We start from the raw sequence: 13,229 nt of genomic DNA on the forward strand, positions 1-13,229 counted from the left end.
TAAACCTTTGCACCGCTATTTTATCTAATTCAAAAAAAAACTTTGCTGGACGAAAAGGAATTCATACAACAATTATTAAATCCGAAAACGCAGAATGACGCTTTTCAGAAATTGTTGCATCTGTACCAAAAGCCACTTTACAACCATATTAGAAACATCGTTTTAAATCATGACGATACGGATGACGTTTTGCAAAACACCTTTATAAAGGTATTTCAGAATATTAAAAATTTTAAAGGAGAAAGTAAATTATTTTCCTGGATGTACCGAATTGCCACCAACGAAGCCATAAGTTTTTTAAACCAAAAAGCAAAAAAAAGCGGCATCTCATCAGAAACTTTGCAAAACAACACCATAGAAAAACTCAAAGCCGACGTTTATTTTGACGGAAATGATATTCAAATCGCACTACACAAAGCCATTGCAACTCTTCCGGAAAAACAACAACTTGTTTTTAAAATGAAATATTTTGAAGAATTAAAATACGAAGAAATCTCAGAGATTCTGGGAACTTCGGTAGGAGCCTTAAAAGCTTCTTACCATCATGCCGTAAAAAAAATAGAAGCATTATTAACAACTAATTAAACCTTTTGCCTTTTATTTGGTCTAATAACTATCATGAAAGAATTTAAATTAAATAATAGCCCTAAAATCAGCTCCGGATTAAAAACGCCGGAAGATGCTTATTTTAACAAATTCTCAGCTAATTTATTAAGTCAGTTACCTAAAAACGAGCCTAAAACAATTTCATTATTACAAAATAAAAGAAATATAATAATGATGGTTGCCGCCGTTTTTGTTTTTGCGTTAGCAATTCCTGTTTTAATAAAAAATGCCAGTCATTCTAACGAATTAGATACCACAACACTTGAAAATTATCTGAGTTATCAGTCCACTATCAATCAGGATGATTTAATTAATGAATTAGACCTAGAAGAGATTGACAAAATAGACACCGATATTGTGCTGAAAGACCAAACTATAGAAGAAATTTTAATAAGCAATAATAATTTAGAACATTACATAATAGAATAATATTACCAAAAAAAGAAAAGATGATGAATTTTAGAAAAATTTTACCCCTGCTATTATTATTCGCTTGTAGTCTTTATGCGCAAGACAATATGAAAGACAAAAAAGAGCAGGTAAAAGCTTTAAAAGTTGCTTTTTTGACTTCCGAATTAGATCTTAATACACAAGAAGCCGAGAAATTTTGGCCACTTTACAATGTTTATGACGACAAACAATTTGAAATAAGACATCAAAAGATGAAAGCTTTCAAAAACAGATTAAACAGCGAGTCTTTAAACAAAATAAGCGAAAAAGATGCCAACATTTTACTAACTCAAATGGAAGCTGCCGATGAAGAGTTATTTTATCTGCGAAAAAAATTCAGCAAAAGTCTCAGAACAATTTTACCCGCTTCAAAAATCCTGAAACTTAAAAAAGCCGAAGATGATTTCTATAGAAAATTACTCCAACAATACGGTGACAGAGGTAAAAGAAGATAAAACAAAACAAACAGATAATTGAGCCGTTCTAATTCATTTTGAAACGGCTTTTTTTATGATACTACAAGTTCATTTTTTACGTTGTTAAACTTCGGCTCCAAAAGAAGTTTAATTAATTGGCACAGTAATTGAATATGACCAATTATGAATGCAAAAAAAACAATTATCATGAAAAATACAATCCTAATCCTGAGCATGATTGCTGCTGTTTTTACGACTTCGACAGAAGCCCAAAACAGAACCACAGTAAATGCGATGAGTAATGAAATTAGCGACAACCTCGATTTAAGAGCCGTTGCCTCTATTTTTGGAGACTCCCGAAACTTAGAAGACTTTGAAAGACGTCTAAACGACCCTGAACTTCAAATTTCTAATCTGGATCTTAACAACGATAACGAAGTAGATTATTTACGTGTAATTGAAACCGTAGAATACAATACTCACGTGGTGATTATTCAATCGGTTTTAGACCGTGATGTTTATCAGGACGTTGCAACAATAGACATTGAAAGAAATAACAACAATGTTCAGGTACAATTTATTGGTAACGAATACATTTACGGACCCAATTACATTTATGAACCCGTATATTATACCACACCTCTAATATATACCTCTTTTTGGGTGAACAATTATCGTCCGTATATCTCTATGTGGTATTGGAATTACTACCCTTCTTATTACTATGCCTGGAATCCGTATCCTTTGTACAGATACCAAAACAACATTCATTTGTGTCTAAATTTCAATAACAGATACAATTATGTAAGTTACAGAAGAAGTAATTTGGCTATTTCTCTTTACAACGCCCGTCGTTCTAATGCATACGAAAGACGTTACCCTAACTATGCTTTTTCAAGAAGACACAGCAGCTATACCAATCGTCATGATATAGACCGAAGAAGAGGTACTTACTCGTCTTCAGGAAGATACAATACAGGAAGACAGTACAACAATACGGCAACAGGAAGAACTCATCAAAGAGAGTATTCTTCCGGCAGAAACACACCGTCCAGAAATTACTCAACCCCGGGAAGCAATACCGACAGAAGATATGACCGCAGCAAATCGGCTACGACCAAATCATATACTCCGTCCAGAAATTACAATCAAAACAACAATAATAGTTCCCGAGAAAGTCAACCTTCAAGAACTCCAAGCAGAAATTACAATCAAAACAATAATAATTCCAGAGAAAATCAAACTGCAAGAACTCCAACCAGAAACTATAATCAAAATCAGGGAAGCAATCCAACTCCAAACACCAGAAGCTATGCTCCAAGACAGGAAAACAATGCGCCAAGAGCTCAAACTCCAAGAGGAAATAGTTCTAACAGAGGGATGATTTCAAGACCGAGCACTCCAAATTCTACTCCTCAAAGAGCTGAATCCGGCAGAAGCAGAAGTAGTAACCAGAGAGAAAACAACTCATCTTCAAGAGATAACAACAGAAGAATTTAACAAAACAAAAAAGGATTATGAAAAACCCGACCAATTGGTCGGGTTTTTTAGTTTTTTAAAGACAATCACTTTTGATTTATTTAAAAATGAGTAAATTTGAGGCCTTTACAAAAATACAAATGAGCGCATCACATAAAAATTTACACAGCAAACTAACATTAGGCGGTTTATTAGTAACTTTAGGAATTATATATGGTGATATTGGGACTTCCCCTCTCTATGTAATGAAAGCCATTTTAGGAGATCATGTCATTAATGCCGACGTTGTTTTAGGAGGAATCTCGGCTGTTTTCTGGACTCTGACCTTACAAACCACCATAAAATACGTACTCATTACGTTGAATGCCGATAACCATGGTGAAGGTGGAATTTTTGCCCTTTATGCACTTGTTAAAAAGACAAAAATCAGATGGCTCATTGTTCCTGCCATTATTGGAGGAAGTGCGCTGCTTGCCGACGGAATTATTACTCCTCCCGTTTCTGTATCTTCTGCCGTAGAGGGAATCCGAACCTATTATCCCGAAATCAATACCGTCCCTATTGTAATAGGAATTTTAGTAGTTCTCTTTACCATTCAGCAATTTGGGACCAAACTGGTTGGTCGATTTTTTGCACCAATGATGCTTATTTGGTTTACCATGCTTGGGGTTTTAGGAGCTATCCAAATTGTTCATCATCCTGAAGTTTTCAAAGCCTTAAATCCATATTACGCTTACCATTTATTGACAATTCACCCGGAAGGTTTTTTTGTATTAGGATTTGTTTTCCTTTGTACCACCGGAGCTGAAGCCTTGTATTCTGACATGGGACACTGTGGTCGAAAAAACATTCGTATCAGCTGGATTTTTGTAAAAACAACATTAGTCTTGAACTATTTCGGACAGGGAGCTTATTTAATTCATAACGAAGGAGAAACCCTTATGGGTTTAGGCGGAAAGAATGGAAATCCATTTTACTTAATCATGGAAGACTGGTTTCAGCCTTTCGGAATTGTAATTGCCACTACAGCTGCGGTAATTGCATCCCAAGCCTTAATTAGCGGTTCGTTTACCTTAATAAATGAAGCCATGCGATTGAATTTCTGGCCAAAAGTAAAAATCAATTACCCAACCGAATTACAAGGACAATTATACATTCCGTCAATAAACTGGTTATTATTCTTTGGATGTGTAGGAATCGTTCTGCATTTTGAAGAGTCCAGCAACATGGAACATGCTTATGGTTTGGCTATTATTCTTTGTATGATTATGACTACTATTTTACTTAATTTCTTTCTTATTATGAAAAGAGTAAAATTGTACATCATGGTACCATTAATCACGCTTTACCTTTTAATCGAATTTAGCTTTTTGGCTGCCAATGTAACTAAATTTGCCGACGGTGGTTATGTAACCTTAATTATTGCAATTGTTCTTATTAGTATTATGTCGATTTGGTTTTCAGCCAAAAAAATTACGAAAAGCTACACCAATATTGTTAAAATACACGATTATAAAAAAGTCTTAAGCGAATTGAGTGTTGACTTAAGTATTCCAAAATACGCTACCCATTTGGTTTATATGACTAACGCCGGACGAGCCGATGAAATAGAAGAAAAAGTAATGTATTCTATTTTGCAAAAAAGACCCAAAAGAGCCGATATTTACTGGTTTGTGCACGTAAATATCCTAAACGAACCTTATAAAACCGAATACCGCGTAACGGAAATTCTTAAAGACGATTTGTATCGGGTGGATTTTAATTTAGGATTTAGAGAGCCTACCAAAATCAATTTGATGTTCAAAGAAGTGATTAAAGACATGGTAAAAAATGGCGAAGTAGATATCCGAAGCCGTTATGAATCCTTAAACAAAAACAATATTATTGGTGACTTCAAATTTGTGTTATCCGAAAAATTCCTATCCAATGATAACGAATTAAAATGGCACGAAAACATCATTATGAACTCTTATTTTTTAATCAAAAAACTAAGTTTATCTGAAGAAAGCGCCTTTGGTTTAGACAGTAGTTCGGTGAAAATAGAAAAATTCCCTATGATACTTCATACTCCGGAAAACATGGGCTTAACACGTTTAGAACCAAGAGAAATACAAATATAATATCAAATTTTAAAATTTTAAAATCCGTTTAGTTTTATTACTAAACGGATTTTTTTTAAGAACAGCAGCAAATCAACTACTCATTTGTAAGTTTGCAGCTATTATTTTCTATATTTGAAAAAGCGAAATAAAACTTCGCCAATCTACCTGCTTTTGGGTGTATAGGCGCTACTTTATAGCGCATATAAATAAGTTAGCGGTCATTGTAAACCGACACCTTATAAACTTTGAGCAGACAATATGCAAGAATCGAAACAAAAAATTCAGAGCCTGAAAAACGACAAGGTAACTTTGAGAGTTGTTTCAAACGACAACCCTTATCTTTCTTCCGACATTCAACAAAAACTCTTACAACCTCGCAGGCTGACTTCTTATTTTATAGTGCTAATTGACAGCGGTTCTATTACTTACAACTTAGACTTACAAGACATTACACTTAATGACGGTCAGTTGCTTTTCGCAATGCCAAATCAAGTATTTGTACCGCCATCTAAAACAGACAATCTTAAATATTTCAAGCTATTATTTGACGACAACACATTGACATTGCTACCGCAACAATTTCCTTTTTTAGCTAATCCTTTAAACTCACAGACTATAATTTTTGACAGTGTTACAAGGGACAGAGTAAGAAAAGTTTTTGAAATTTTAAACCAAATACTTCACATAGACAAGCAATCAACCGACACAGAAATCATTTTAGCTTACCTGAACTCACTATTGGTAGAATTAAATAGTGTTTATTTCAAAAACACAGCACCAAGCAATATTTTAAACACCAATTTGTCAAAGTTTATTGAGTTTAAATTAGCGGTTGAAACTCATCTTACGGAGCAACCCTCTGTAAATGCAATAGCCGAAAAATTGTCTTTAACCACCAACAGTTTATACAGAATTGTAAAAGAATATTCGGGAATTTCGCCCAAAGATTTTCTTACCAATCGTTTAATGATTGAGGCACAGAGGAAATTACAATATTCAAACCTTTCCGTAAAAGAATTAGCTTATGAATTGGGTTTTAATGATCCCGATTACTTTTCAAGATTTTTCAAAAAATGCACAGGGAAAAGCGTAAGTGAGTTTTTAGACAGTCAGCAAGATTTGTCAAGACAATAAATTGATTTGTCCATCTTCACCATTTTTTAGCTCTATACTTTTGTGTCATTCATTTAAAATAAAAAAAATGACAACAGCATTAGTAACAGGAGCTAACAAAAACATTGGCTTTGAAGTTGCAAAGCAACTTGCTCAAAAAGGAATTTATGTTTATCTCGGCAGTCGCAATTTAGAAAACGGTTTGGAGGCTGTTAATAAATTAAAGGCAGAGGGACTTAACAATGTAGAAGCTATTCAGCTTGACATTACAGATGATAATTCTGTAAAAAATGCTCGAACAGAGATAGGTAAGAAAACAGAGATCTTGGATATTCTTATCAACAATGCAGGTATTTACGGTGGCTATCCACAAGCGGCACTTGATGCAACTATTGACAAATTCAAAGCCGCTTACGATGCAAATGTTTTTGGCGTGATAAGAGTTACACAGGCGTTTATTGACTTATTGAAAAAATCAGATGCACCTCGTATCGTAAATGTGAGTTCAAGTCAGGGTTCACTTACACTGCACAGCGACCCAACATACAAGTATTACGACTTCAAAGGTGCGGTTTATCTTTCGTCCAAATCAGCAATGAATATGTACACCGTTGTTTTGGCTTACGAACTAAAAGACAGCAACTTTAAAATAAATGCAGTTTGCCCGGGATTTACAAAAACGGACTTCAACGGACACAGAGGAACAGGAACTGTTGAAGATGCCGGAAAGCGAATTGTAAAATATGCTTTGATTGACAAAGACGGACCGACAGGAAAGTTTTTTAGTGAAGAAAATAATCCTATAACGGGCGAAATAGCTTGGTAATAAACAACGAACCGCTAACATGGGTTTTGCGTTATGGGGGCTGAAGTGTAAACTTCAGCTTTATTCATTAATTTAGCTTCGGTTTTAGGGCTGAACTTTTGTGCTTCGATTGCCCCCACAACGCAAAGTCCAGAACCGTTATTACTCATTTTACAACTGAACTGCAAATTGAAAACTATTTGGAAAATATTACTTGCCGTTTTTATTATCATAATTATTGGATTTGTCATTGTTTCTGATGTTTTTGATAGAGGACAATATTATTCTACTTTCACACCGAAAGAAGAAATGATTGAATTCTATATGTACAAAACAACTGAAGAACAAGAAAAAGCCTTTGAAAAGAATTTTGGAAATGAAAAATATAACTTTCCAAGAGAAAAAGTAGCGAATGTTAAACTATTTAAAAATAAGTTTTTATTAAGTCGTTTGACCTCAAAAACATTATCAGAATCAAGCAAGTCAAAAGTAATGTCATTTTTTAACAATCCTGTTAATTTCGATTGGGTAGAAACAACTTGGGAAGTTGCTGAATCAGAATATATTTTGAGATTTTATAATAAGGAAGACAAGGAAATCGGTAAAATTTGGTTGTGTTTGAAAGGTTGTGTAATGACAAAATCAATTCCTTTTTCCCAGCTCCGCAAAGTTTCCAACTTTGCGGCTGTGACTATCGGTTTTTAACCGATAATAATAATTACAAATCCTCTATAGCTGTCTCAGACAGCTTTACACTTCCTCAAAGTCAGAGACTTTGCGGAGCCGTTCACAAGAAATTAATCGAATTCAAAAAGAAAGCAAATAGTGAATTAGTTATTCTCAAAGACAATAAAATAGTTAGAATAAAACCTTAAACAAAAAAAGCTCCATTTTGGAGCTTTTTTTATATCAGAATCTGAGATTATTTACTCAAATACATTTTTCTTCTGGAATACAATTCGTAGAATTGATCATCTTTCAGGTCTTCGATAAACAAGATGCTTTCTCCTGTAGATTTCATTTCAGGTCCTAAAGCTTTGTTAACGTTAGGGAACTTACTGAAAGAGAATACTGGTTGTTTGATAGCAAATCCATTTAATTGTGGGTTGAAATCAAAGTCAGTTACTTTGCTGTGTCCTAACATTACCTTAGTAGCGTAGTTCACATAAGGCTCTCCGTAAGCTTTTGCGATGAAAGGAACGGTACGGGAAGCTCTTGGATTCGCTTCGATAATGTAAACCGTATCATCTTTAATTGCAAACTGGATGTTGATTAAACCAACAGTTTTCAAAGCTACAGCAATCTTTTGTGTATGGTCTTTAATTTGTTGCATGACAAATTCCCCTAAGTTGAACGGAGGTAAAGTAGCATTAGAATCTCCGGAGTGCACTCCACAAGGCTCGATATGCTCCATAATTCCGATGATATACACATTTCCATCAGCGTCACAAATCGCATCCGCTTCTGCCTCAATAGCTCCATCTAAATAGTGGTCTAACAACAATTTGTTTCCTGGAATCGCTTTCAATAAATCGATTACGTGCTCTTCTAATTCTTGCTTGTTGATTACAATTTTCATTCCCTGACCTCCTAATACATAAGAAGGGCGCACTAATAATGGGAAGTCTAAGGAATCCGCTAATTTAGAAGCTTCGTCTGCACTTTCTGCAATTCCGAATTTAGGGAAAGGAATTTTCAAGTCGGTCAATAAATCAGAGAAACGTCCTCTGTCTTCCGCTAAATCTAATGCATCAAAACTAGTTCCGATGATTTTTACACCGTATTTAGATAATTTCTCCGCTAATTTAAGTGCTGTTTGACCACCCAACTGTACGATTACACCTTCCGGTTTTTCGTGTTGGATAATGTCATAAATATGCTCCCAGAATACCGGCTCAAAGTATAACTTATCTGCTGTATCGAAGTCAGTAGAAACTGTTTCCGGGTTACAGTTAATCATAATGGTTTCGTATCCACACTCTTTAGAAGCTAAAACTCCGTGTACACAAGAGTAATCAAACTCGATTCCCTGACCAATACGGTTTGGTCCGGAACCTAATACAATTACTTTCTTTTTGTCAGTTACAATACTTTCATTGTCTACAAAACGAGTTCCGTCCGCTTTTTCAATTTCAGCTTCGAAAGTTGAATAGTAATAAGGCGTTTTTGCTTTAAACTCAGCCGCACAGGTATCAACCAATTTGAAAACACGGTTGATGTTCATTTCCATACGCAGAGCATGCACTTCACTTTCCATACATCCCATCATGTGAGCAATTTGTCTGTCGGCAAAACCTTTTTGTTTCGCTTCAAGCAAAAATTCTTTTGGTAAAGTAGCAACTGTATATTTAGAAATTTCTTTTTCTAAGATGAATAATTCCTCGTATTGTTTCAGGAACCACATATCGATTTTAGTGATCTCGTGGATTCTGCTCAAAGGAATTCCCATCGCAATCGCATCGTAAATTACGAATACACGATCCCAACTTGCGTAAGTTAGTTTTTCGATAATTTGCTCGTAATTTGTATATCCTTTTCCGTCAGCTCCTAAACCATTACGTTTAATTTCTAAGGATTGGGTTGCTTTATGTAAAGCTTCCTGGAACGAACGTCCAATTCCCATTACCTCTCCTACTGACTTCATTTGAAGACCTAAAGTTCTGTCTGATCCTTCAAATTTATCGAAGTTCCAACGTGGTATTTTAACGATTACATAATCTAAAGTTGGCTCGAATAAAGCAGATGTTGATTTAGTAATTTGGTTTTGTAATTCATCTAAGTTATACCCTAAAGCTAATTTCGAAGCAATTTTAGCAATTGGATAACCTGTAGCTTTAGAAGCTAATGCAGAAGAACGAGATACACGTGGGTTTATTTCGATAGCAACAATATCTTCTTTTTCATCCGGAGATACCGCAAACTGTACGTTACATCCACCGGCAAAATTTCCAATACTACGCATCATCAGGATAGCGTAATCACGTAATTTTTGGAAAGTAGTGTCTGACAATGTCATCGCAGGAGCTACCGTAATCGAATCTCCGGTATGGATTCCCATTGGGTCCATATTTTCGATAGAACAAATAATTACAACATTATCGTTTTTATCTCTTAAAAGCTCTAATTCGTATTCTTTCCATCCCATCAAAGCTTTGTCAATTAACACTTCGTGAATTGGAGAAGCCTCAAGACCTGCAGTTAACAATCTGTCGAAATCTTCCGGTTTGTAAACGATAGAAGCTCCGGTTCCTCCAAGTGTAAACGATGGACGAATAACTAATGGAAAACCAAATTCCTGAGCAATTTCTTTACCTCTCAAGTAAGAAGTACAAATTTCAGCAGGAGCTGTTGGTACATTAATTTTTTTCAAAAGGGCTTTGAACTGGTCTCTGTCCTCAGTAATATTGATTGCATTTACATCAACCCCAATCATTTTTACGCCAAAATCATCCCAAATTCCTTTTTCCTGAGCTTCCAAGCAAAGGTTAAGTGCTGTTTGCCCCCCCATTGTAGGCAATACGGCATCAATTTGTGGATGTTCTTTTAAAATTTCAATGATCGATTTAGTAGTTAAAGGCTTCAAGTAAATATGATCCGCCATAGATGGGTCGGTCATAATTGTAGCAGGGTTCGAATTGATAAGAATTACCTCGATTCCTTCTTCACGAATAGAACGAGCTGATTGCGATCCTGCATAATCGAATTCGCAGGCTTGACCAATAACAATAGGACCTGAACCTATAATTAAAACTGATTTGATTGAAGTGTCTTTTGGCATTATGATGTAATTATTGTTTTTTCAAGTTTTTGTTCACCCTCATTTTATAAGATTTAAATTCTGTAAACCCTTATAAATCTTATTTTTGAGTTTTATTTCAGACAAGGTATAAAAAAGGGCGATACTAAGAAAAGTAACGCCCTTATTTATGTTCATACAAACATTATTTTTTGTGTCTAGGCTCGCTAGAAACAGTTAATTTATGTCTTCCTTTAGCTCTTCTACGCGCAAGAACTTTTCTTCCATTTGCAGAAGCCATTCTGTCCATAAATCCGTGTTTATTTCTTCTTTTTCTTTTCGATGGTTGAAACGTTCTCTTGCTCATTGCTTTGTATCTTTAAATCTTAATTATATGTATCTTTTGTTTTCAAATAGTGGTTCTTTCAAAACCGAGTGCAAATATACAAAGACTTTTTTTTCTGGCAAGAAGTTTTATAAAAATATTTTTAATTCCTTTTACTATATTTGCAATCACAAATTATAACCCATCATGTTAAACAAGAATATTAAACTTATCATCGCCGGACTTATCGTAGCGGCCAGTATCTGGCAATTTACTGAAAACAATATCGGAAACGGAATCTTCTTATTATTACTTACCATAATTCCTATTTTTCTTTATTACAGAAACGAATATATTTTATTAGCCTTTTTGAAATTAAGAAAACAAGACTTTGAAGGCGCTCAAAAATGGCTTTCAAAAATTAAAAACCCGGAAGGAGCTTTAACCAGAAAACAACAAGGTTACTTTAATTACCTTCACGGAATTATGCTTTCGCAAACGAACATCAATCAGTCTGAGAAATATTTCAAGAAAGCTATCGAATTAGGTTTATCAATGGATATGGATTTGGCTGTAGCCAAATTAAACTTAGCCGGAATCGCTTTATCAAGGAGAAGAAAAATTGAAGCCACTAATTTAATTACAGAAGTTAAAAAGCTGGACAAACAAAACATGTTGAAAGATCAAATCAACATGATGAAAGAACAAATGAAAAAAATCTAATTTTTTTAATCTTGAAACATATTTTTTTGAATAATGCTTCTTTAAAACTAATTCTACGCATTCCAACTTAAATGCATAATCATACTTAACTTTTCTTTCCATAAAAAATGCCCCAAATAGTGTCTAACTTTTTGGGGCATGTTCAATAGAACGGGACGGATTTTTTTAGGCCTTTTTACTGAATTTTAATTGTAACATAAATTATTTGTATCCAAAAGTATTGCCGGCAAATTAGCATTAAACCAGCGATACTTCACATAAATCATCACGTGAGTTCCGCCTTCAACTACAATACATTTTTTTATATTTTGAATTGGAAACATCTCATCTTTATCACCGTGAATATGAATCACCCGCTTATCAATTTCCTCTCTGTCCCACAAAATTACTTTTTCTACCGCCCATTTTAAATAATACAAATCCCGAACCGACAAAAAAGTATCGTACAATTGCATGCGATGCGACATTTTTTCGCCAAAAACAAATTGTGCCAATTTGCCAAAACTCAAAATCAACCGAATAGGAATCAGTTTATAAGCCAATGTCTTTCGGACAAAACGTATTCTTTTAGGAAATTCTGACTTCGATTTGACACTCGAAATAATAATTATTTTTTGCACCTCCAGAAAGCGAGCCATTTCCTGCACCAAAATCCCTCCAAAAGAAACACCTATCAAAATTGGATTTTTATGCTTGACATACAAAGCAATTCTCTCTGCATAATCCTCCAAAGTTTCTTTTGGCTTCGGAATCTCCCATTCCAAATAATGTACATCAAAGCGCGCATCATCAAGCCTGATCCTTTCGAAAATCAAAGGATTTGCTGCTAATCCGGGCATAAAATAAACAGGAATTTTGCTCATAATAAAATTTCAAATCGATGACACCAAAATACTAATTTAAAGTTTTCTCACATTATTTTACAAAACTTAAAAAAAACAAACAACCTCTTACTTTAACACACACAACTCAAAAACCATACGTTAAAATTGTTTGATTTTGGTTATCAAATACTTAACTTTACAATCCCTCTTTTTCTTTAGGAAAATATCACTGAATAAAAACACTTAAAAACATCTTTTTTGGATAAAAGAATCCGAAAACAATTCATTTTTTTAATTCATTGTTCAAAAAAACAATAATATGGAAACAATTGCTACAATCGAAATTAAAGACAATACTTTTGCCAGACAATTTGAAACCACTATTCCGGAAGGACTTATCACCATTGAATATTCGCTTCAGGAAAGAAAAATATTTTTAACCAAAATAAATACTCCGGAACATTTTGAAAACGAAAACTTTATTGACAAAGTAATCAAAAATATTCTGGAAAACGCCATCGAACAACGGATAAAAGTAGTTCCAACCTACCCCAGAATTGTTCAGTTTTTCAAAAAAAATCCTTCGTACAAAGAACTTCTTCCTCCGGGAATCCGAATTTAAAACCAATAAAAAAGGCATAAGAACTAAC

The 13,229-nt window shown here is 34.4% G+C and carries 13 protein-coding genes; 10 read left to right on the forward strand and 3 right to left on the reverse strand.

Going from position 1 to position 13,229, the window contains the following annotated elements:
- The first annotated feature begins 42 nt into the window (after positions 1 to 42).
- The 8 genes from H599_RS0115500 (at position 43) to H599_RS0115540 (ending at position 7,676) form a co-directional block, all read left to right on the forward strand.
- The gene (locus H599_RS0115500) at positions 43 to 585 is read left to right on the forward strand and encodes an RNA polymerase sigma factor (RefSeq protein WP_026714960.1); all 543 of its coding nucleotides are present in this window, start codon (positions 43 to 45) and stop codon (positions 583 to 585) included.
- A 33-nt stretch (positions 586 to 618) separates the two neighbouring features.
- A complete protein-coding gene (locus H599_RS0115505; protein ID WP_026714961.1) occupies positions 619 to 1,035 on the forward strand; it encodes a hypothetical protein in 417 nt (138 codons plus the stop codon).
- 20 nt (positions 1,036 to 1,055) lie between these two features.
- Positions 1,056 to 1,511, forward strand: coding sequence for a sensor of ECF-type sigma factor (locus H599_RS0115510; RefSeq protein ID WP_316930451.1), 456 nt, complete (start codon positions 1,056 to 1,058; stop codon positions 1,509 to 1,511).
- 168 nt (positions 1,512 to 1,679) lie between these two features.
- Positions 1,680 to 2,972, forward strand: coding sequence for a hypothetical protein (locus tag H599_RS0115515; RefSeq protein ID WP_026714963.1), 1,293 nt, complete (start codon positions 1,680 to 1,682; stop codon positions 2,970 to 2,972).
- A 119-nt stretch (positions 2,973 to 3,091) separates the two neighbouring features.
- Positions 3,092 to 5,071, forward strand: coding sequence for a KUP/HAK/KT family potassium transporter (locus H599_RS0115520; protein ID WP_026714964.1), 1,980 nt, complete (start codon positions 3,092 to 3,094; stop codon positions 5,069 to 5,071).
- 240 nt (positions 5,072 to 5,311) lie between these two features.
- Positions 5,312 to 6,187: a helix-turn-helix domain-containing protein gene (locus H599_RS0115525; protein ID WP_026714965.1), complete on the forward strand. Its 876-nt coding sequence runs from the start codon at positions 5,312 to 5,314 to the stop codon at positions 6,185 to 6,187.
- A 67-nt stretch (positions 6,188 to 6,254) separates the two neighbouring features.
- The gene (locus H599_RS0115530) at positions 6,255 to 6,992 is read left to right on the forward strand and encodes an SDR family oxidoreductase (protein WP_026714966.1); all 738 of its coding nucleotides are present in this window, start codon (positions 6,255 to 6,257) and stop codon (positions 6,990 to 6,992) included.
- A 168-nt stretch (positions 6,993 to 7,160) separates the two neighbouring features.
- Positions 7,161 to 7,676, forward strand: a complete 516-nt coding sequence (locus tag H599_RS0115540) for a hypothetical protein (protein WP_026714967.1) — start codon at positions 7,161 to 7,163, stop codon at positions 7,674 to 7,676.
- Between the two features lie 217 nt (positions 7,677 to 7,893).
- Here H599_RS0115540 and carB read toward each other — a convergent pair whose 3' ends face one another.
- The gene (carB, locus tag H599_RS0115545) at positions 7,894 to 10,749 is read right to left on the reverse strand and encodes a carbamoyl-phosphate synthase large subunit (RefSeq protein WP_026714968.1); all 2,856 of its coding nucleotides are present in this window, start codon (positions 10,747 to 10,749) and stop codon (positions 7,894 to 7,896) included.
- 163 nt (positions 10,750 to 10,912) lie between these two features.
- A complete protein-coding gene (rpmH, locus tag H599_RS0115550; RefSeq protein ID WP_008464848.1) occupies positions 10,913 to 11,074 on the reverse strand; it encodes a 50S ribosomal protein L34 in 162 nt (53 codons plus the stop codon).
- 165 nt (positions 11,075 to 11,239) lie between these two features.
- On the opposite strand from rpmH, the gene H599_RS0115555 reads away from it, so the two are divergent.
- Positions 11,240 to 11,755, forward strand: coding sequence for a hypothetical protein (locus tag H599_RS0115555; protein WP_026714969.1), 516 nt, complete (start codon positions 11,240 to 11,242; stop codon positions 11,753 to 11,755).
- Positions 11,756 to 11,940: 185 nt separating this feature from the next.
- Here the strand turns inward: H599_RS0115555 and H599_RS0115560 are convergent, their stop codons facing one another.
- The gene (locus H599_RS0115560; protein ID WP_026714970.1) at positions 11,941 to 12,618 is read right to left on the reverse strand and encodes an alpha/beta fold hydrolase; all 678 of its coding nucleotides are present in this window, start codon (positions 12,616 to 12,618) and stop codon (positions 11,941 to 11,943) included.
- A gap of 280 nt (positions 12,619 to 12,898) precedes the next feature.
- Here H599_RS0115560 and H599_RS0115565 point away from each other — a divergent pair, with 280 nt between their 5' ends.
- Positions 12,899 to 13,201: a GNAT family N-acetyltransferase gene (locus H599_RS0115565; protein ID WP_194431841.1), complete on the forward strand. Its 303-nt coding sequence runs from the start codon at positions 12,899 to 12,901 to the stop codon at positions 13,199 to 13,201.
- The last annotated feature ends 28 nt before the right edge of the window (positions 13,202 to 13,229 follow it).

Source organism: Flavobacterium daejeonense DSM 17708 (assembly GCF_000425425.1).
Lineage (GTDB): Bacteria > Bacteroidota > Bacteroidia > Flavobacteriales > Flavobacteriaceae > Flavobacterium > Flavobacterium daejeonense.

Excerpts from the sequence above, each read along its gene's own strand:
- carB (WP_026714968.1), bottom strand. The coding sequence starts at position 10,749 with ATGCCAAAAGACACTTCAATCAAATCAGTTTTAATTATAGGTTCAGGT.
- H599_RS0115525 (WP_026714965.1), top strand. The coding sequence starts at position 5,312 with ATGCAAGAATCGAAACAAAAAATTCAGAGCCTGAAAAACGACAAGGTA.
- H599_RS0115505 (WP_026714961.1), top strand. The coding sequence starts at position 619 with ATGAAAGAATTTAAATTAAATAATAGCCCTAAAATCAGCTCCGGATTA.
- H599_RS0115515 (WP_026714963.1), top strand. The coding sequence starts at position 1,680 with ATGAAAAATACAATCCTAATCCTGAGCATGATTGCTGCTGTTTTTACG.
- H599_RS0115560 (WP_026714970.1), bottom strand. The coding sequence starts at position 12,618 with ATGAGCAAAATTCCTGTTTATTTTATGCCCGGATTAGCAGCAAATCCT.
- H599_RS0115510 (WP_316930451.1), top strand. The coding sequence starts at position 1,056 with ATGATGAATTTTAGAAAAATTTTACCCCTGCTATTATTATTCGCTTGT.
- H599_RS0115565 (WP_194431841.1), top strand. The coding sequence starts at position 12,899 with ATGGAAACAATTGCTACAATCGAAATTAAAGACAATACTTTTGCCAGA.
- rpmH (WP_008464848.1), bottom strand. The coding sequence starts at position 11,074 with ATGAGCAAGAGAACGTTTCAACCATCGAAAAGAAAAAGAAGAAATAAA.
- H599_RS0115520 (WP_026714964.1), top strand. The coding sequence starts at position 3,092 with ATGAGCGCATCACATAAAAATTTACACAGCAAACTAACATTAGGCGGT.
- H599_RS0115555 (WP_026714969.1), top strand. The coding sequence starts at position 11,240 with ATGTTAAACAAGAATATTAAACTTATCATCGCCGGACTTATCGTAGCG.
- H599_RS0115530 (WP_026714966.1), top strand. The coding sequence starts at position 6,255 with ATGACAACAGCATTAGTAACAGGAGCTAACAAAAACATTGGCTTTGAA.